The 18,352-nt window shown below is 52.8% G+C and carries 17 protein-coding genes and 2 tRNA genes; 10 read left to right on the plus strand and 9 right to left on the minus strand.

All coding sequences use genetic code 11. The features are described from left to right. From M1158_00005 to M1158_00015, 3 genes are all read left to right on the plus strand, one after another. On the plus strand, positions 1–927 hold a 927-nt coding region (locus tag M1158_00005; GenBank protein ID MCL5099501.1), incomplete at its 5' end, for a S1 RNA-binding domain-containing protein. Between the two features lie 16 nt (positions 928–943). Further along, complete coding sequence (locus M1158_00010; protein ID MCL5099502.1) at positions 944–1,717, plus strand: proteasome assembly chaperone family protein; 774 nt, start codon at positions 944–946, stop codon at positions 1,715–1,717. Positions 1,718–1,721: 4 nt separating this feature from the next. Then, positions 1,722–1,792: transfer RNA gene (locus M1158_00015), tRNA-Gly, on the plus strand. A 2-nt stretch (positions 1,793–1,794) separates the two neighbouring features. On the opposite strand, the gene M1158_00020 is transcribed toward M1158_00015, so the two are convergent. Genes M1158_00020 through M1158_00030 form a run of 3 tightly spaced genes read right to left on the minus strand, consistent with a single transcriptional unit; the run spans position 1,795 to position 3,216 of the window. Beyond that, on the minus strand, positions 1,795–2,181 hold the full coding sequence (locus tag M1158_00020; protein ID MCL5099503.1) for a hypothetical protein: 387 nt from the start codon (positions 2,179–2,181) through the stop codon (positions 1,795–1,797). Positions 2,182–2,185: 4 nt separating this feature from the next. Further along, positions 2,186–2,500, minus strand: a complete 315-nt coding sequence (locus M1158_00025; protein ID MCL5099504.1) for a lycopene cyclase domain-containing protein — start codon at positions 2,498–2,500, stop codon at positions 2,186–2,188. A gap of 17 nt (positions 2,501–2,517) precedes the next feature. Continuing rightward, the gene (locus M1158_00030; protein ID MCL5099505.1) at positions 2,518–3,216 is read right to left on the minus strand and encodes a DUF92 domain-containing protein; all 699 of its coding nucleotides are present in this window, start codon (positions 3,214–3,216) and stop codon (positions 2,518–2,520) included. A gap of 318 nt (positions 3,217–3,534) precedes the next feature. Here M1158_00030 and radA point away from each other — a divergent pair, with 318 nt between their 5' ends. Further along, the gene (radA, locus tag M1158_00035) at positions 3,535–4,485 is read left to right on the plus strand and encodes a DNA repair and recombination protein RadA (GenBank protein ID MCL5099506.1); all 951 of its coding nucleotides are present in this window, start codon (positions 3,535–3,537) and stop codon (positions 4,483–4,485) included. Positions 4,486–4,489: 4 nt separating this feature from the next. Then, entirely contained in the window at positions 4,490–5,209 is a 720-nt protein-coding gene (locus tag M1158_00040) for a YdcF family protein (GenBank protein ID MCL5099507.1), read from the plus strand. Here M1158_00040 and M1158_00045 read toward each other — a convergent pair. From M1158_00045 to M1158_00055, 3 genes are all read right to left on the minus strand, one after another. Further along, positions 5,199–5,702, minus strand: a complete 504-nt coding sequence (locus tag M1158_00045; GenBank protein MCL5099508.1) for a hypothetical protein — start codon at positions 5,700–5,702, stop codon at positions 5,199–5,201. The two genes, M1158_00040 and M1158_00045, sit on opposite strands and share 11 nt — an antisense overlap. A 70-nt stretch (positions 5,703–5,772) precedes the next feature. Further along, positions 5,773–8,214, minus strand: coding sequence for a DNA gyrase subunit A (gyrA, locus tag M1158_00050; GenBank protein MCL5099509.1), 2,442 nt, complete (start codon positions 8,212–8,214; stop codon positions 5,773–5,775). A 10-nt stretch (positions 8,215–8,224) separates the two neighbouring features. Continuing rightward, a complete protein-coding gene (locus M1158_00055; GenBank protein ID MCL5099510.1) occupies positions 8,225–10,129 on the minus strand; it encodes a DNA gyrase subunit B in 1,905 nt (634 codons plus the stop codon). Between the two features lie 185 nt (positions 10,130–10,314). Between M1158_00055 and amrS the strand changes: the two genes are divergently transcribed. The 5 genes from amrS (at position 10,315) to M1158_00080 (ending at position 13,621) form a co-directional block, all read left to right on the plus strand. Next, complete coding sequence (gene amrS / locus M1158_00060; GenBank protein ID MCL5099511.1) at positions 10,315–11,367, plus strand: AmmeMemoRadiSam system radical SAM enzyme; 1,053 nt, start codon at positions 10,315–10,317, stop codon at positions 11,365–11,367. A 109-nt stretch (positions 11,368–11,476) separates the two neighbouring features. Beyond that, a complete protein-coding gene (locus M1158_00065) occupies positions 11,477–11,881 on the plus strand; it encodes a vitamin K epoxide reductase family protein (GenBank protein ID MCL5099512.1) in 405 nt (134 codons plus the stop codon). Between the two features lie 11 nt (positions 11,882–11,892). Continuing rightward, the gene (locus M1158_00070; GenBank protein ID MCL5099513.1) at positions 11,893–13,011 is read left to right on the plus strand and encodes an HD domain-containing protein; all 1,119 of its coding nucleotides are present in this window, start codon (positions 11,893–11,895) and stop codon (positions 13,009–13,011) included. 25 nt (positions 13,012–13,036) lie between these two features. Then, a tRNA-Lys gene (locus tag M1158_00075) sits at positions 13,037–13,110 on the plus strand. A 19-nt stretch (positions 13,111–13,129) separates the two neighbouring features. Beyond that, on the plus strand, positions 13,130–13,621 hold the full coding sequence (locus M1158_00080; GenBank protein ID MCL5099514.1) for a hypothetical protein: 492 nt from the start codon (positions 13,130–13,132) through the stop codon (positions 13,619–13,621). Positions 13,622–13,632: 11 nt separating this feature from the next. Here the strand turns inward: M1158_00080 and endA are convergent, their stop codons facing one another. Genes endA through M1158_00095 form a run of 3 tightly spaced genes read right to left on the minus strand, consistent with a single transcriptional unit; the run spans position 13,633 to position 18,340 of the window. Beyond that, a complete protein-coding gene (endA, locus tag M1158_00085) occupies positions 13,633–14,799 on the minus strand; it encodes a tRNA-intron lyase (protein ID MCL5099515.1) in 1,167 nt (388 codons plus the stop codon). After that, complete coding sequence (gene dph5 / locus M1158_00090) at positions 14,796–15,563, minus strand: diphthine synthase (GenBank protein ID MCL5099516.1); 768 nt, start codon at positions 15,561–15,563, stop codon at positions 14,796–14,798. Before dph5 ends, endA begins: the two co-directional genes overlap by 4 nt. Before the next feature lie 11 nt (positions 15,564–15,574). Continuing rightward, complete coding sequence (locus tag M1158_00095; protein ID MCL5099517.1) at positions 15,575–18,340, minus strand: DEAD/DEAH box helicase; 2,766 nt, start codon at positions 18,338–18,340, stop codon at positions 15,575–15,577. Positions 18,341–18,352: the final 12 nt, after the last annotated feature.

Genomic DNA, 18,352 nt, shown 5'->3' on the forward strand with positions numbered 1-18,352 from the left:
AAGGCAGGACATTTCAGGTCAAACAAAACTTGCGGCATAATAACTTTGGAGAATACCGAAAGCGTAAGCTTTCGGAAGAGGCTCCAAAGTGGAGGGTTTATAAGGGGCGAAGCCCCTTATGGTTATATGGCGTTCTCCACACAGGTGCCGTATCCAAACACCTTGGTAATAGCGCAAGTCACGAAGATCATGCGGTTCGGCGCTTACTGCAAGCTCTTGGAATACAACAACATCGAGGCGTTCCTGCCTTTCAGGGAGATATCTTCAGGCTGGATAAAAAATATCCACGAGTTCCTGCATCCGGAGCAGAAGATAGTGTGCAAGGTAATATACATAGACCGGAACAAGGGCACCATCGACATATCACTCAAGAAAGTCACCCCGAAGGATTCGAAGGTGAAGATAAACGCCTACAATCTCGAGCACAGGCTCAACTCCATATTCCTGCAGGCCGTAAGGGCTTCTGGCGAGGACCGCCAGAAGGAGCAGCTTGCGCAGCAGGCGCTATCAGAGTTCGGAAGCTACACGGCACTGGTCCAGGCTGCAACAGGCGTTACTGATGAATGGAAGGGCTCCAAGTTGCCAAAGAAGCTGAAGGATGCCATACTCTCAATAATAGAGGCAAGCAGGAAGAGGAGGAAGTATGAGGTCGCGTACATGATGAAGCTCTCGACCTCCAATACCACGAGCGGCATATCCGAGCTTAACTCGGCGCTGCTCGATGCCGAGAAATCTGGCGTCAGCATTATGTATATAAGCGCCCCGAAGTACAGGATGGACGCCCAGGGCAAGGACTATTCAGACGCCGAGAACAAAATAAAGGCTGCAATTGAACTCATAAGGTCCAAGGTAAAGGACAGCACCCTTGAGCTTGAAAAGGAGAAGCTGAAGAAGGACAAGGAAAGCATACTGGATGCCTTGCAGTGAAAGTTGGTGCAGAGCTATGGATAGCACAAAAATACGCGTAAGGAAGCACGCAAAGCTCAAGACACCGATCATGATAGTCGGGTTGCCCGGCATAGGCAGCGTCGGCAAGATGGTGGCAGAGCACCTCATAAAGGAGCTCAAGGCAGAACGGATCGCTACTCTATACTCCCCACATTTCCCGTATCAGGTCATAATGCTCAGGCATGGCGGTATAAGGCTGATGAACAACCGCTTCTACGTCATAAGGCGCCAGGGCAGCAAGGGCGACATAGTCATATTGACAGGCGACACGCAGGCCCTGACACCGGAAGGCCAATATCAGGTAAACCACGACATAGTCAGGTTCTTCAAGGAGCGGCTCGGCGGCAAGTTCATATACACACTTGGGGGCTACAGCTCCCCAGGCTCCAGCACCTCAAACCCAAAGGTTTACGCCAACGCCACAAGCAAGGCAGTCGTGGACGAGTTCAAGGACAGCGGGCTCGTTTTCGGCGAATCGCGCGGTTCCATACTGGGATCCGCAGGCATGATACTCGGCTTCGCAAAGATGGAGCACGTAGACGGAATATGCATCATGGGCGAATCATCTTTCCTCGATGTCGATCCTTACGCAGCGAAGGCGGTTCTGGTGTTCCTCTCGAAGAGGCTGGGACTAAACATAGATACCAAGAACCTCGACAAGATGATACAGAAGACAGCAAAAGCGCTCAAGGAACTGGAACTCCAGGCTCCTGCGGAATTCCCCATGCCGGGCAAGGGCGATGACAAGCCCCCATCATACATACGCTGATGCTGCGCCAGTAGTCTAGGGGTAGGACATCGCCTTCCCAAGGCGACGACCCGGGTCCGATTCCCGGCTGGCGCATCTCACATCCTGCGCCTGATGAACCTCAGGGCTGCCCTCGCCCTCTCGGCCACAGCCTTGTAAAAAGACCCTTCCATTTCCTCAACATCCGAGAAGAACAGAGTAGCCGTGGCTATAGCGATCACTACAAGCTCAAAGAATAGGTAGGTTTCTGCCTCGGCTCCGAATATCAGGTATTGGAACGAGGCATGTCCATATCCCCAGATCCCTAGATACAGGGCCACAGACTCTCCAACAGACACGAATGGAAGCCCAAGCAGCAGCATTGCCAGGACAATCCTCCTGTAGTCCCTGAGCTCTTCCGCTCCCCCAAGTACAAGCTCTATCAGTATCGCCCCTCCAGCAAAGACAAATACCGAAACCAGGTAAGTGAAAGCTCCCAATCCCATGCAATCACGCCTTTCTGAAGAATCTGTGCTGCTTCAAGATCAAAATCAGCGTAGATACCAGCAGCGTCACCGATATCATGAACAGATATTCCTCGAGAGGCACCCCGAGCAGGTAAAATCCAAGTATGTTGTGCCTTGGGAAGTACCACATACCGCTTCTTATCGCTACCATGTCCCAAGGCACGCTGAACGCCAATGCACTGACCGTACACAATGCCAAGGTTTTCTTGTACCTAACTACCAGTTTGCGGTGCGAAGCCCACAGTGCGACGAGTGGCGCCCAGGTGAAAACCGCAAGCCAGTATATGTAGTTGAGCATCAAGATCACCCTGAAGCCTAAAGCGCGAACATTGCGGCCAGTGCGACGCAGAGTGCGCTTCCGGCCATGCTACCGAAGAAATTCGAGGTGTATTTGCTGCCTATTCCCTTTTCTTCGAAGTACCCGAGCACGGAATCGGCTATGGTGCCGAAGAAGCTGCTAATTGTCAGCACTATGAACGCCAAGATATAGCTGGAAAGGCCCAGCGCCGAGAGCTCAGGCAGCACCACCACGAACGCTGCTGATATGAGGAGAGCGCCGCCAAAGCCTGCAGCCAGTCCAAGCCATGTTACTCCTCCCGAAACGCCCTTCTGCACTTTCCTGAAGCCCAATATCATCACAGGCCTGCCGTCAAGCACCCCAAGCTCGCTGCTGAAAGTGTCGGAAGTGACTGCCCCCACGCTTGCGATAAAGCCAAGCGCGGCAAAGAGAGCCAAATGCGAATGCCCTGTGGTATAAGTGGCATAGAAGGCCGCGCTCATCACCAGCGGCCACAGACCGTTGGCCAAGACATTCTTTATTCCCCTGCTCTTCTCATACAGCCCGGCATTCTGCTTGAACTTCTTGCCCGCAAGCGTGACAATCGCGGCAAGCACAACAAAAAAGAACATCTCGCCGAAGAAGAACAGGCCCAGGTCTTTCCCAAACACTATCATTGCTGCTCCTACCACGAGCGAAACAACTACTGCTTTGAAGTTGAGCGTCAGGAAGGGCATGTGAATCACTGGGCCTGGTCGGCATTGCCTGTATGGTAATGCCCGGTAACATTTTTAAACAGTCATATAAATTCATTTAAATGGAACTTTTACTCTCGTTCATAACTCATTTCAAACAAAAAGTTCCGGTATTTAGAAAGATTTTTAAATGTTCCATCAGATAGATACATACGGGTTCTCTACTGTAGGAAGGTCGTGAAGAACTGGTCGCCTTGCCAGCGTGCATTGCACGCTGGCACTCTTTCTATTTATGTCATGGTTAGAGCGCCGTATCTTATTTTAAATACCTTTTCGTCCATAAGGTAATGTCGTGTTTTGATGCCAAAGGAGAAGGCCGTGCATGATTTGGAGGACCTGCCGGGAATAGGCCCGACTACAGCCACGAAGCTGAGATCCGCAGGCATAGATACTCTAGACAAGGTGGCAGTCGCATCGCCGCATGAGATAGCAGAGATGACTGGCATAAGCGTCGACGCTGCAAAGAAGGCGGTGCAGGCCGCGCAGGAATCCACCACTATAGCTTACGAGACTGGAGAGCAGTTCTACGAGAAGCGCAAGCTCATAGGCAAGATAAGCACCGGTTCGAGCGACCTGAACGACCTGATAGGCGGCGGCGTGGAAACAAACGGCATAACCGAGACGTATGGCAGGTTCGCGAGTGGAAAGACGCAGCTCGGCTTCCAACTCGCAGTCAACGTGCAGCTCCCAAAGGACAAGGGAGGCTTGGGAGGCAACGTCTTGTTCATAGACACCGAGGGCACGTTCAGGCCAGAGCGCATAGAGCAGATGGCCAAGGCATCAAGCCTAGACCCAAAGGAGATACTGGCAAACATAGTGATGGTAAGGGTTCTGAACACAGAGCAGCAGATCCTCACGCTAGAGAGAGCCGACTCGCTCATACAGGACAGGAACGTCAAGCTGATAATAATAGACTCGCTCACATCGCTGTTCAGGTCCGAGTTTGTGGGTAGAGGGGCATTGGCCGAACGCCAGCAGAAGCTCAACCAGCACATACACAGGCTGCAGATGCTCGCAGACAAGTACAACATAGCGGCCTACATAACCAACCAGGTCATGGACAACCCTGGCATAATGTTCGGAGACCCCACCTCGCCCATAGGCGGGAATGTCATAGCGCACGCCGCCACCACACGTCTGTACATGAGGAAGAGCAAGGAGGACAAGCGCATAGTGAGGCTTGTCGACTCGCCCAACATGCCCGAGGGAGAGTGCGTCATAAAGATAACGCTCGACGGCATAAAGGACTGATCCTATGCGCGCAAGGCCCAAGGACACAATCGCGATAGCGCTTGGCAAAGGCAACTTCGCTGACGGCTCGCTTACCCGAGAATCGGAACTGAATACAAAGAGGGCCGCAGAGCTGTACAGCACTGGCAAGGTAAGCAGGATACTTTTCTCAAGCCTCTACAGCTTCAGGGTAGCAAGGCCTCCGAAGCTCACTGAGGCTGAGGGCATGAGGCGCATGGCCGCTGCAATGCGCATTCCTACCAAGGCGATGCTCAAGGAGGAGCGCTCGCTCGATACCACAGGCAACGCGATGTTCTGCTACCGCATCATTGCGCACATGCACGAGATAAGGCGCATTTTACTCGTGACGAATAGCTATCATCTTCCCAGGGCACTTTACATCTTCAGGAAGGTGTTCGGACCCAAATACAAAATAACCCCGATAAGCTCCGGCACGTCCAAACACGGAAAGGAACTGAGGGATGCGCGCTTGCACGAGCGTGCAGCATTGGCGCTGCTTAAGAAAATCTACCTTAAGCTCAAGAGCGGCGACAGTGCCAGCATACGCACAACTTTCATGCGCAACCATCCGGTATACGGCAGCAATCCATCTACAGTGCCTGATTTCATATGGAAATCGTTCAGCGCCAATGGGGTAAGCAAGGAATGGCTGATCTCAAACTACATGCGTCGCAATGCACGGGCGAATCGAAAGCGCGTTCGCGGCCCTGTCATCAGCTCTTAGCTATCCTCATTCCCCTCGCGGCGGGCACTACCTTGTATTTCGCGTTCTCGAAGTGTATCGCCAGCTCCCGCCCGCTGTAGAACTCGTGCAGGAAGACGCTCAGTGCGGATATCGACGTGTGCGGCTGGGTGCTTATGCTGACGTTGAAATCCGCACGCTTGAGCACGCCCCTATTGTCGGTAGTCGATATCACCACTATGAGGTTCTTGTAGGTCCTCAGCATCGACTCCACGCCCTTTATCGGGACCCCGAACCTGGTAAGATATACGCTCTTGTAGTTCTTCTTGGACTCTATCACGCGCTTCCAGTCGTTCGTGAACTCGACAGAGAAATTCCCACCCCACTTAGACGATATGTTATTGAAATACCTTACAACCCTCTGGTTTTTCGGCGTGGTGAATATTATCGAAGAAGCTCCGAAGGCCCGGGCCGCTAGGCCCAGGTCCATGCAGTATTCGCATGTCGGCCTGCCTATCGCTAATATCGCTATCATTGCACCCCCTGCCGAAGTCAGAGTTAGACACCTGCCTAAATATAATAAGCTTTGCGAGACCGGCGTAACGCTACGCGCCGCTAGCCTGCGTCCCTTCGGTTCCGCCCTCTATTACCCTTGCGTCGACCACTTTCGCACCGTTCTGCAGGCGCATTATCCTAACGCCCTGCGCGCCCCTGCCAGTTACGCGTATCGAATCGATAGGTATGTCTATTGACACGCCAAGCGAGTTCACCACAAGCAGCTTGTCATATTTGTTGGCAGGCATCACCCTTACAACCTCACCGGTCTTTTCTGTAACCCTGAGGTTTATCACGCCCCTGCCGCCGCGCCCCTGCAGCCTGTACCGGTCTGCCTGCGTTATCTTTCCGAAGCCATTGCCTGTTACTGTTAGCACGTCGCTGTCATGCCTTACCGGCGCTATATTGACTACGGTGTCGCCTTGCCTGACCCGCATGCCTCTCACCCCGTGAGCGACCCTGCTCATTGGTCGCAGCGTTTTCTCCTCGAACCTCAACGCAAAACCGCCCTTGGTCGCGATGAACAGCTCGTTCCCCCCGTCCGAGAGTGCCACGTCTGCGAGTGTGTCGCCCTGAAGCAATGGTATGGCCTTTATGCCGTTCGATCTCGGCCTTGAGAAGAGCTCAGCCTTAACCCTCTTTATCTTCCCGTTCCTTGTAATGAACACGAGAAACTTGCCTGTGAAAACGCGCGTGTTGACTATGCGCGCTATGTGCTCGCCCTCCTCAAGCCTGATGAGGTTCACTGCGGGCTTTCCGCTGCTGTACCTGTTGCCTTCCGGCACCTCGTAGGCCTTCAGCCAGTAAGCCCTGCCCTTGTCTGATATGGCGAGCAAGTAGTCCTTTGCCATGCATCCAACTACCTGCCTGACAAAATCTCCTTCGCGCAGGTCTATCGTTATCACGCCCCTGCCGCCGCGCCCCTGCAGCCTGTACTCCTCCGTCCTGATGCGTTTCAGGTAGTCGCCCTTTGTCAGTATTATGGTGCTCGGCTCGTCCTTTATCAGGTCCTCTCTTGCGACCGCCCCTGCTTCGTCGTCTCCCTGCTCTATGGTAGTGCGCCTGGCGCGCGCGTAGCGCTTCTTTATCTCTGATGTTTCGTCCTTTATGATCCTGTAGACCATGCTCTCGTCAGCAAGCACCTTGTTTAGGTACTCTATTGTCTTGCCGAGGTCGTCCTGCTCCTTCACCAGCGTGGCGTTCTCAAGGCTGGTGAGCCTGCTGAGCCTCATGTCTAGTACGGCGTTCGCCTGCTTCTCCGACATTCCGACCCGCTCCATGAGCGCAGCCCTGGCATCTTTCACGTCGCGGCTTTTCCTTATCAGCGCCACCACCGTGTCTATGCTGGCTATCGCCTTCACGAGTCCCTCGACTATGTGCAGGCGGTCCCGTGCCACCCCCAAATCGTACTGCGAGCGGTTCTTTATGACGCTGAACCTGTGGTCCACGAACACCCTTATCATGTCACGCAAATTCAGCGTAAGGAGACGGTTGCCTATCACCGCTATGTTCATGACCGGCATCGAGGTCTGCATCTGTGTGTGCATGTAGAGCTGGTTCAGCACGTAATCCGGGCTGGCGTCGTGCCTCACGTCTACGACCACGCGTATGCCGCTCTTGTCGCTCTCGTCCCTTACGTTGCCTATGCCCGATATCGTTTTGTTCCTTGCCAGCTCGGCTATGCGCTCCAGCATCATGGCCTTGTTGACAGTGTATGGTATCTCCGTTATGATTATGCGCTGGCTCTTTCCCTCCTTCTCTATCGACGTGCGCGCCCTTATCACCACCAGACCCCTGCCTGTCGTGTAAGCGCTTTCAAGAGCGTTGTTGTAGAATGCGATACCTCCTGTAGGGAAGTCCGGCCCCTTCACGTACGAGAGCAGGTCTGAAGAGGTGATGTCCCTGTTGGCCACGTACGCGTTTATTGCGTCGCACACCTCGCCTAGGTTGTGCGGCAGTATGTTAGTTGCCACTCCGACTGCAATCCCAGACGCGCCGTTGACAAGAAGATTTGGCACCTTCGAGGGCAGCACCACGGGCTCCTCTTCCGTGTTGTCGAAGTTGGGCATCATTGGCACTGCCTTCTTGTCTAGGTCGAGTAGCATGTCCTCGGCCATTCCCCTAAGCCTTACCTCCGTGTACCTTTGCGCCGCGGGCGGATCCCCGTCAATGTCACCCATGTTCCCCTGGCCCTCGACAAGCAGGTGGTTCATGGAGAAATCTTGCGCCATCCTCGCGAGCGTCTCGTATGCAGCGATGTCCCCATGTGGGTGATATTTGCCTATGACCTCTCCGACCACCCTGGCGCTCTTCTTCGTGGGCTTGTCATGCGTGTTGCCAAGCATGTACATAGCATAGAGAATGCGCCTTTGCGCGGGCTTCAGCCCATCGCGCGCATCAGGCAGCGCCCTGCCTATTATCACGCTCATCGCGTAGTCGATGTAGCTTGACTGCATCTCGTTCTCTATTGCCACTTCGATGTCTTCAGCCATCCATGCACCATCACACGTCGAGGAACGCCACCTCTGTAGAATGCTCCTCGAGGAACTTCCTGCGCTTCTCCACATCCACGCCCATCAGTATGGTGAACATGGTGTTGGCAAGCTCCACGTCCTTGATTGCAACCTTTTTCAACACACGCTTCGACGGGTCCATTGTAGTGCTCCAGAGCTGCTCCGGGTTCATCTCTCCAAGGCCCTTATAACGCTGCACCTCGGCCCTGTCTCCCGCATCGTGCATGATCCTGTTGAGCTCCGCGTCGCTGTACGCATACTTCACGTCCTTCCCGTTCGCAATCCTGTACAGCGGAGGCTGCGCTATGTACACATGGCCCTGCTCTATCAAGGGCCTGAGGTACCTGTAGAAGAAGGTCAGCAGCAGCGTCTTTATGTGGCTGCCGTCAACGTCAGCATCTGCCAGCAGGATTATCTTGCCGTACCTGAGGTTCTGCGCGTTGAAGCCCTCCTTTATTCCTGTGCCAAATGCTGTTACCATCGTATGCAGCTCAGAGTTGCCAAATATCTTTTCCACTGAGGCCTTCTCGACATTGAGCACCTTGCCCCTCAGCGGCAATATTGCCTGGTAGATTCTGTCGCGCCCCTGCTTGCTTGACCCTCCTGCACTGTTGCCCTCCACTATGAAAATCTCAGCCTTTTCTGGATCTGTTTCTATGCAATCGGCCAGCTTGCCCGGCAGTACTGCGCTGTCGAACACGCTCTTCTTTCTGGCGAGCTCACGCGCCCTCCTTGCGGCCTCACGCGCCTCCGCGCTCTTCGCAACCTTCGCGAGCATCTTCTCGGCCTCTCCAGGGTGCTCATCGAGATAGTAGGAGAGCTGCGTGTACAATACGCTCTCCAATACGGTCTTTATGGTGGTGTTGCCGAGCTTCTCCTTGGTCTGGCCCTCAAATTCCGGATTCTGCATCAGCACCGAAACTATCGCTACAAGGCCTTCGCGCGTGTCCTCGCCCTCTATCGCAGGCAAATCTTTTTTCGCGCCCTTCTGTACGTAGTTTGTTATCGCCCGTGTCAGCGCGGCCCTGAAACCTGCAATGTGCGTGCCTCCTTCAGGCGTCTTTATCTTGTTGACGAAAGAGAGCACCTCCTCGCTGTAAGAGTCTATGTACTGCAGCGCCACATCGACGCTTATAGAATCTACGCTCTTTGAGATTATGACCGGTTTGGTAAGGGCTGTCCGGCCGTTCTTGATGAATTCCAGGAAGTCAACAAGGCCGTTCTTGGATGCGTATTCTATGGCAGAACCCTGCCCCTCTCTTGAATCTGTCAGGTATATGTGAAGACCCGGGCACAGGAACGAAAGATCGTGGAGCCTTTCAGTGAGCGCGATCGTGTCAAACCTGTGCATCTGGAATATCTCAGAATCCGGTTTGAAGCGTATTGTGGTGCCATTGGCGCCATCAGAACTGCCAATCTCCTGGAGCTGCGTGGCCGGCACTCCGCGTCCGAACCTCTGCCTGAAAGTCTTGCCGTCCCTGTTTACCGTTACATCGACGTATTCTGATAGGGCATTGACTACGGTCAGTCCGACGCCGTGCAGCCCGCCAGACACCTTGTACGCGCCGCTGTTGAATTTGGCGCCTGCATGCAGCGAGGTCATTATCACCTCAAGCGCAGGCCTGTTCTCCTTTGGCATTATGTCTGTCGGTATGCCCCTGCCATCATCCGTGACTTCTGCCACGTCCATATCGTCCTCCCTTGCCAGGGTTATGCGTATGTTCTTGCAGTAGCCGGCAAGGAATTCGTCGACCGCGTTGTCAAGCACTTCGTAGAGCAGGTGGAGGTAGCCCGCGCTGCCAGTCGAGCCGATGTACATGGCAGGCCTCTTCCTCACTCCAAGAGGCCCAGAGAGCACAACGATATCTTTAGCGCTGTAACTGTTATCGCTCATTTTATCAGCTAGGCAAAGACGCGAAACAACCCCTAATTATCGCCTTAAAATAGCTTGGGATTTTACATTTAAAACCCTTTTGGTGACTACCTGAAAATGATATAAAGATTGCGTTTTCTGCTGCAAACGTGCACTTCCAAATGCAGGCACGGAAAGGATAAATATCACAATACAAAAGTAAGATTATGATTAGGGAAGCGAAACTCTGGCGCAGGAGCGGCGATAGGGTTGTGTGTACGGCCTGTGCTCGCCAATGCTCAATTCCAGACGGTTCGGGCGGATTCTGCTTCATACGCAGGAACATTGGTGGAAAGCTGGTGCTGATGAGCTATGGCGTAATATCTGCGATGCAGGTTGATCCTATAGAAAAGAAGCCTTTCAACCATTTCATGCCAGGCACCTACGTTCTGGGCATAGGCACATCATCATGCAACTTCGGCTGCCTGTTCTGCCAGAACCACAACATATCGAAGGAACGCGAAATAACCGGTCTCGAAATGACCCCCGAGCAGGTGGTCGGAACCGCGATAAAACAGCATGCACGCGGTATCGCATTCACTTACAACGAACCAACGATATTCATAGAGTTCGCTATCGATGTAGCAGAGCTCGCCCACAGGCGTGGCCTCTCAACGATGTTCGTCAGCAACGGCTTCATGACCAAGGAAGCAATAGCGCTGATGAAAGGGAAGATAGACGCCGTTGCAGTGGACTTCAAAGGCAACGGCGAGCGCATATTCTCGAACAAGTATGAGATGGTGACGTCAAACGAGCCCGTAAAAGAAGCCCTCCTCGAGATGAAAAAGGCCGGAATACACATAGAGATAACCGACCTCATCGTTCCCCGCGTTGGCGACTCGGTGCATGCGTGCAGCGAACTGGCGCGATGGATCCATGATAATCTTGGGCCTGACACCCCTATTCAGTTCACCAGGTTCTATCCTGATTACAAGATGCTGGACTATCCGCAAACTCCATTCGAGACGCTGCAAAAGCACTATGACGCAGCCAAAGCTGAAGGGCTAAACTACGTCTACATAGGTAACGTGCCTGGTACCAAGTACGAGCACACTTACTGCCCATCGTGCGGAAACGCAGTAATAAAGCGCGAGGGCTATGTGATAACTGGCTGGGAACTTGACTCAGAAAACAGGTGCCGCAGATGCGGCACTCCGATACCTATAATAGGCAAGAAGCCCGTCCTTTTCACAGACAGGGGGATAAGCGTCCTATACTGATTCTACACAATGCCCTCCCGTACCACGGTTGACTGACGCTAGGCGGTAGTAAAAAAGAGTAGCGGCGCTGCAGTGCTAATTTATAGAAGTTCAACTGATAGATAATATTATGAAGAAGCTCAAGCTCATAGCCCTGGCGCTACTGCTGATAGGTCTTGCAGATTCGTCATATCTCACATTGGAGCATTTCGGGAGTGTGCCTCTTGTCTGCCCTGTTAATCGCATTATAAACTGCTTCACGGTGCTCACCAGCAGGTATTCCGTTGTTTTCGGGGTACCGCTTGCGGTAGCCGGGCTTATATGGGCGGCTGTAATGCTCATTCTTTTAGCATACAGCGCCTCGCAGGTATCGAAGACTATTACCCCCATATGGGGCTTTATCGGAGCTGCTGGAGTAGCGTACTCATTGATAGCGCAGTACCTGCTAGGAAACATATGCGTATACTGCGCCACATTGGACGCAACAATAATATTGTTTCTCATTGCTGTTTATTTTGGGGTCATGCGGAAATAGTTGGTGGTAGTTTGTATATCAGGGATCCGGTTCTTCAGGAAATACACGCCACATCCGACGAGGAGCGCATAATAGACACCAACGAGTTCCAGCGCCTGAGGCGCGTGTCCCAGCTCGGGTTCGCAAATCTGGTATACCCTGGTGCGACAGGCACCAGGTTTGAGCATTCGCTCGGCACCATGCGCATAACCAAAGACCTTTCCATCAACCTATACGGGAAAATAGACCCCGAACTATCGGTCGCTGGCCTGCTGCACGACGTAGGCCATACGCCATATTCGCATGCAACAGAGCCCGTCTTCATGCATCGTCTGCGCAAGACGCATGAACAGCTCGGCCGGGATATGATAATGGCAGGCCCGCTGCATGATGCGATACAGGATTCCAGCCTTTCATTAAAAAAGGTTCTCAGCGGCTTCGATGGCAATGGCAAAGGTACCATAATAACGGGTCCTCTCGGTTCTGACCGGCTCGATTACCTGATGCGCGACGCTTATCAAACAGGAGTAGCGTACGGAATAATCGACTATGTTCGCATTAAGAACAGGCTCGCCTACAGGAACGGGAAGCCAGCCATATACCTGAACGGTGTCGACGGCGCAGAATCAATGCTTATTGCCAGATACTACATGCTATCATCAGTATATTTCCATCACACATCTGTTATAGCGTCAAGTATGTTCAACAAGGCCCTTGATGCATGCATATCATCAGGCGAGATAGATCCAAAGGAAGCTGCAAGGTTTGAAGACCTGCGGCTTTCAGAGGCACTGCTGCATTCGAAATCAGGATCGAAGCTTGCAAAGGATGTAGAGGAAAGGAAGCTGTTCAAGCGCGCATACTATATCGACAGCCTTGATGTCGACCTGAAGAAGGGGGAACTAGAGTCGGCGCTCGGGCACGCCGGATTGGACTATAACGACTACGTAGTAGAGATAAACCACTTCAAGGGCGGGCATGACGACATTATGGTGATCGACAAGGACGGGAGCAGGATGGGCCTTCTCAGCAAAATATCTCCGCTGTTCAATGCTTTGCTCGGCATGCTGAGCAGGCGGAGCATAGTGCTGGCAGCATGCGAGCCTGTAAACGTCGCCCGCGCCAGAATCGCGCTTCGCAAGGCTTTATAATACTGCACCGGAAATAAATCCTCGTGGGTCCATAGCTCAGCTTGGTAGAGCGGCTGGCTCTTAACCAGCATGCCGGGGGTCCAAATCCCCCTGGACCCGCTAAATCTTTGGTTTTGCTTTGTCCCTGTCATATAATGATGCGACATCAGGCTGGGTAGCACTGCTTGCAATTGTAGCCATAGTGGTTGCATTCAGGCTATACAGGGCGGCGAAGGGGACGAAGTACGGCGCGGGGCGCATCTACAGGCTGCCTGTCTTCTATGTTCTTTTCACAGCAATAGCTCTTGCCACCTTATCTCTTACCGTTGCAGATATAACCTCAGCGGTCTTGGTCTTCGTCTTTGGAACCATAGTAGGCCTGCAGATTTCCGGAGGTGTAGCTTTCTCGAAGCGGAACGGAATGGTATACTACAAGCGCTCTTCAGCGGTGACGATGCTATGGCTTGCATCTTTCGTTGGCAGATTTGCGATCGAAGTGCTGTATCCTGGTAGCCATTATGCGCTGCTTGCAGTGGCGCTGTTGCTGGCTGGAACTACCGGGCTAATACTTGGAGAGGCGTTCCACATTAAAAAGGGTTATGAGCATTACCGCAAGGGCGTTGACATATAATGAACCGAAAGCTATGGCTGCATCCAGTCTATCTCGTAATACTCATAGTCGCTTTTGGGCAGGCTTATTATCCTTACCTTGTAATACGTGACAGACGTTTCCCTGTCAGCTATCGCGAGTATCAGCTCGAGCCTTCTTGATCTTGCCTCGTTTATCACAGCAGCAAGCTCGCTTCCGCCTATGTACTCGTTCTCACCCAACGACAGCATTGCATAACGAGGCGAGTCGCTACCCGGCACTTCTATGTTGCCGTTGTGCCTGTGGTATAACACAAAGTCTATTGCAAGCTTCTTCCTCCTGCTCTTCCCAGGTATCGCAAGTATGAATGTCTTCCTTACAGAGTGCGCGACACGTATGGCACGCGCCCATTCAGATATGAGCAGTTTGGTGTCGCGTGGGAATACGTGCAGTACGTGTTTCGAATGTATCCATTCGCTGTCGGTCTTCACCGGGCTTGCACCAGGGAAGTACACCCTGAAATGCGTCCCGAACTTGAAGCCTGACTTTATGACGTAGCCCTTGCTACGCCAATCCCTGTACACGTCGTATAGCTTCTGCGAGTCGAAGCGCCTGGCGATTGCTACATCCATCACCTGCTTCCTCGAGTAGTTCCTTATTCTGAGCGCGCCTGCATCAGCGAGGAAAAGCGTTTCATACACGTCAAGCTTGTTTAGCGTCCCATGCCCTGTGACCTTATATGTACCGAACTGCCCCAGCCAGTACTTTTCGTAGATTTCCTGCCCTGCGGCTGGATCGTCTATCACAGTGGTCATGTCACCTGGAAAGAACACCCCCTCAAAATACACTTCCTTGAGCCTTAGCTCCGAGGCAGGATATTTTTTAACTGTCGCGCTCTGGCTTGAAACAAGCCCTGGCGCCGGGGGCCTTATCATGAGCCCCCTGTCTTTCCAATCCTTATACGTGAAGTACCTGGCCATCAGCTTGCTTTTCTTTATGAACTCCTCCGCGATATCATTGAAGGTCATGGCCTTTCCAGAGCCGATTTCTGTGCATACTGCCTTTCTCACATCAACAAGGTAGAGAGCTTCCTCAACCATAAGGTCCAGCGTGTTGTTCTCATAGCTGCCTATGTTACCGTTCTTCAGTATGTCTATGGTAGACTGGTCAGTCGCGAACAGGCGCTTCCGCTTGCGGTCGTAGGCTATCTCAAGAGTCATGCCTTCACACCATGCATGCCTGCCACAGTTTCGCGTTCTACGTCGGTAATTTCAGCAGGTACTATTATTGAGGTTACGCCATTATTAAGCTTTAGTGCCTTTGCTTCGCCGAACCCGAGCACCAAAACCGACTGGCCGTCACGCCCAAGGTCATGCATGACGAATATCTTCCTCTCATTGGCAATTATGCCATGCCTATAATGCAATTCCGCCTCCCAAAACACATCCAGCGCTTCCTGCAATGGTATTGATGAACCTTTCTCTGCATCATAATCGAGTAGCACTATGCTGTGGAGATTGCTTCTTGAGTTTCTTTCAATCGTCTCGTAGAAAGAGACTGGCCTGTATTTTTCACTCCATCTCGGTACAGTGCACACTGCACCGAACCTGTAGAAATCCAATCCGCTTTCGCCTATTATAACTGACAGGATAGAGCTTGCATGCATGATCTTTACTGAAACGCCAGCCTTCCTTGCCTCTATGAAGAGTATCTTATGCGTTGTGGCAGTGAGAGGGTCTCCGCCAACCAGCACCGCTATGTCCTCGCTTGCCGCACGCTTAACAAGCGCAGGCGCGTTCTCCTCCATATCTGACCTTTTCAGTTCGGTTATCTTCTTGCTTAGCAGCGCTTCTAGATATGCGATGCGCCTCTCGTTCATTAGGCTGGTATATGTGTCAGCATAGAGCGTGCAGCGCTTGCATGCATCAAGCGCCGCCACAGGCACATCTCCGTCTGCAAGTCCAACACCTATCAGGTATAGCATAAAGCCACCAATCATGTCACAGACCAATACTTCTTGTTCTTTATAAATTGCTTCTGCGCCTCTATCAAATCTAGATAGAAAAGCCGCTCGTCCCTGCGCAGCATGAGCAGCGCCCTTGCGGCGGTCCTCGGTCCTATCCCATAGGTCGCAAGAGCCACGGCAGCTTTACCTCCATAGGACTCCATAAGGCTGGCCTGTTTCATGATGTCGCCCAGCATAGACCGTTCGGCCTGCGACAGTCTTGCGCCGCTCCTCCTTTTATCGATTAATGCCTTGTATTCTTCTGTGAACGGCACTAGCATCGGACTCCCGCATGCCGGGCATACTATCTCGCCCATAGGTTCTAGTTCCTCGAGGCTTCGTGTGAACGTCATACCGCAGTACGTGCAAAGGAGCTTTGTCCTCTTGGCCAGCATGTATTTCACGAACGAGTCGACCAGTTCAGTGCTGGGCGTGAGCGGCATCAGCAATTCCTTCGTGTAATATGCGGAGTCGAGTATGGTTTTGGTAAGCTGAGTCATCTGCCCAGTACGTACGCTGCGAATCTTAATCCTGCCTTCGTGAATTCCGGAGAAGAAGTCCCTGAGCAATGGCACGTCGAAGTAGTTCTCCATCAGTTCGCGTTCTGTTTCGGAATAGACAGGCGTGCCAGCCAATACCTTGACAAGCCTCCTTGCAACCGATTTCGAAACCGTTGCATCCCTATCAACCAGGCCGAACAGCTTTGCTACGGTTATGAATCTGTATCTGAACAGCTCCGTGTCTGCTACGGCGTCACGCAGTGCATGCTCTATGCCGGCCGGCGCAATCGAATGCAGGAGCGCAGCCAAGTTGGCATCCGGGCGCACCTCAACGAAAACCATGTACGGCGAGGCTTTTATGTTGACGCTGTGCCCCAGTCTAACGCTCATAAGATGCCCTAGCAATCTTGACAATGCCTCGTTGGCAAGAGTGCCTAGACCTGTGTAAACTACTGAATAATCATCGTGCTCCTCTATCATTACCGAATCCCTTGACGGAATGGCGCCACTCTGTGCCCTTGCAAAATCATCGAGCTCTTTGGCAAGCCCGTCTTCTCCCCGGCCGCCAATTGCCAACTTTCCATTGTGCAGTTCGTTCAGCGTGTCGAAAAACCCATGTGCAACCTCGCTGCTCACAGGGATGTCCTCTCCGCTCCAGTCCGGAACTGCAGCCTCGAGATTGTCGCTAGGTTCCACGTGTATTATGTCATTGTCTATGCTAACTACCTTCCACGGCAACCCCTTTGTTATGAACACCGAACCTTCATCCACATTGCTTGCCACGAATCTCTCGTCCAGCGACGACACAATCCTGTTGTTTGCTATGTTCTTGACCACGTAACGCTTGGAATCCGGTATGACGCTGAGGTGCCCGTAATAGTACATCCTGGTGCGGCCTCCAGACGAGATGGATCTTCCGTCGAATCCTATCATGCGCTGGTCGGCCATGAACCTGAGCAGTGCCTCAATTGCATTCTTCTCGATCTTTGCGAATGGCCCGGACCTTCTTGCAATGTTAAGCACCTCATCGATAGAACAGGCACCTTTGTCGAGCGCAATTCCGCAGATTTGGTTAGCCAGCACATCCAGCGGCAGTTCGTGCGGCCTGAACTGCTCAAGCTTCCCTTCGTCTACATTCCTGCATATCGTGATGGCTTCTATCGCATCAACCTCGTTTGTCGCGATTATCGTCCCGCGCGCTTTTTTATGCACCGAATGCCCGCTGCGCCCCGCGCGCTGGATGATACGCAGCGCCTGCCGTGGCGAGCTGTACTGCACCACAAGGTCTATCGCCCCTATATCTATCCCAAGTTCCAGCGAGCTTGTGGCTATTATGCTCTTGAGCGCGCCGCTCCTGAACTGCTCCTCTATGCGCACGCGTTCCTCTTTATCGAGCGAACTGTGGTGCACTCCTATGCCGCCGAATGGCCGTATGCTGTTTAGGTAAAGCAATCTGCTTCCAAGCGCCTCTACTATCTGCCTGGTGTTCGCGAACACAAGCGTAGATTTAGACCCTGATATCAACCTCGACAATGCATCGAGCCTGGCGAGCGCCTGTGCGTCCAGGCCGAATCTCTCCGCTATATCACCCATGCTTCTGACAGCGGCCTTAGGTATCACGACTTTCAGCTCAAGGTCCTTCCTGCTGTCTATAACCGCCGCCTCGCATTTCCGGGTTCCGCAAAGCAGCTTCTTAACTCCCCCCAAATCGCTGATGGTCGCGCTTATGCCTATTCGCTGGAAGTTCTGAGACAGTTCCTCGAGCCTCTCAAGCCCAAGTGCCAGCTGCGCCCCGCGCTTAGTATGGTAAAGCTCATGTATTTCGTCGACTATCACGTGCCTTACATTCGCCAATGCCCTGCCTATATACTTCGTTGGGAGTATGCTCTGCAGCGTTTCTGGCGTGGTGATGAGCAGCATCGGGGCTTTTCTGCTCTGTCTGCTCCTTTCGCTTTGCAGTGTATCACCATGCCTTACTGCTACGCTCACGCCTATAGCGCTGCACAGGCCCTCAACCCTCTTTATCATGTCCCTGTTGAGTGCCCTCAGCGGCGTTATGTAAAGGGCCATCACCCCGTCGCGTTTTCCCGAGCGCACCATGTTATCCAGCACAGGCAGCAGCGCGGCTTCGGTCTTGCCAGAGCCCGTAGGTGCGCTTATTATGCAGTTTTTGCCGCCGCCAACTAACGGAAGAGCAAGCTCCTGGATAGGCGTGTAGTGCTTGTACGTCCTGAGGAACACGTCATAAACAGTCATATGCGCAACCTC

The organism is Candidatus Marsarchaeota archaeon, assembly GCA_023473665.1.
Lineage (GTDB): Archaea > Micrarchaeota > Micrarchaeia > Micrarchaeales > Micrarchaeaceae > JAMCYM01.

What these genes read in the sequence shown, in the direction of transcription:
- M1158_00010 (MCL5099502.1), top strand. Translation starts at nt 944, where the DNA reads ATGGATAGCACAAAAATACGCGTAAGGAAGCACGCAAAGCTCAAGACA.
- dph5 (MCL5099516.1), bottom strand. Translation starts at nt 15,563, where the DNA reads ATGCTATACCTGATAGGTGTTGGACTTGCAGACGGAGATGTGCCTGTG.
- M1158_00020 (MCL5099503.1), bottom strand. Translation starts at nt 2,181, where the DNA reads ATGGGATTGGGAGCTTTCACTTACCTGGTTTCGGTATTTGTCTTTGCT.
- M1158_00055 (MCL5099510.1), bottom strand. Translation starts at nt 10,129, where the DNA reads ATGAGCGATAACAGTTACAGCGCTAAAGATATCGTTGTGCTCTCTGGG.
- radA (MCL5099506.1), top strand. Translation starts at nt 3,535, where the DNA reads ATGCCAAAGGAGAAGGCCGTGCATGATTTGGAGGACCTGCCGGGAATA.
- M1158_00045 (MCL5099508.1), bottom strand. Translation starts at nt 5,702, where the DNA reads ATGATAGCGATATTAGCGATAGGCAGGCCGACATGCGAATACTGCATG.
- amrS (MCL5099511.1), top strand. Translation starts at nt 10,315, where the DNA reads ATGATTAGGGAAGCGAAACTCTGGCGCAGGAGCGGCGATAGGGTTGTG.
- M1158_00025 (MCL5099504.1), bottom strand. Translation starts at nt 2,500, where the DNA reads ATGCTCAACTACATATACTGGCTTGCGGTTTTCACCTGGGCGCCACTC.
- M1158_00065 (MCL5099512.1), top strand. Translation starts at nt 11,477, where the DNA reads ATGAAGAAGCTCAAGCTCATAGCCCTGGCGCTACTGCTGATAGGTCTT.
- endA (MCL5099515.1), bottom strand. Translation starts at nt 14,799, where the DNA reads ATGACTCTTGAGATAGCCTACGACCGCAAGCGGAAGCGCCTGTTCGCG.
- M1158_00030 (MCL5099505.1), bottom strand. Translation starts at nt 3,216, where the DNA reads ATGCCCTTCCTGACGCTCAACTTCAAAGCAGTAGTTGTTTCGCTCGTG.
- gyrA (MCL5099509.1), bottom strand. Translation starts at nt 8,214, where the DNA reads ATGGCTGAAGACATCGAAGTGGCAATAGAGAACGAGATGCAGTCAAGC.
- M1158_00040 (MCL5099507.1), top strand. Translation starts at nt 4,490, where the DNA reads ATGCGCGCAAGGCCCAAGGACACAATCGCGATAGCGCTTGGCAAAGGC.
- M1158_00095 (MCL5099517.1), bottom strand. Translation starts at nt 18,340, where the DNA reads ATGACTGTTTATGACGTGTTCCTCAGGACGTACAAGCACTACACGCCT.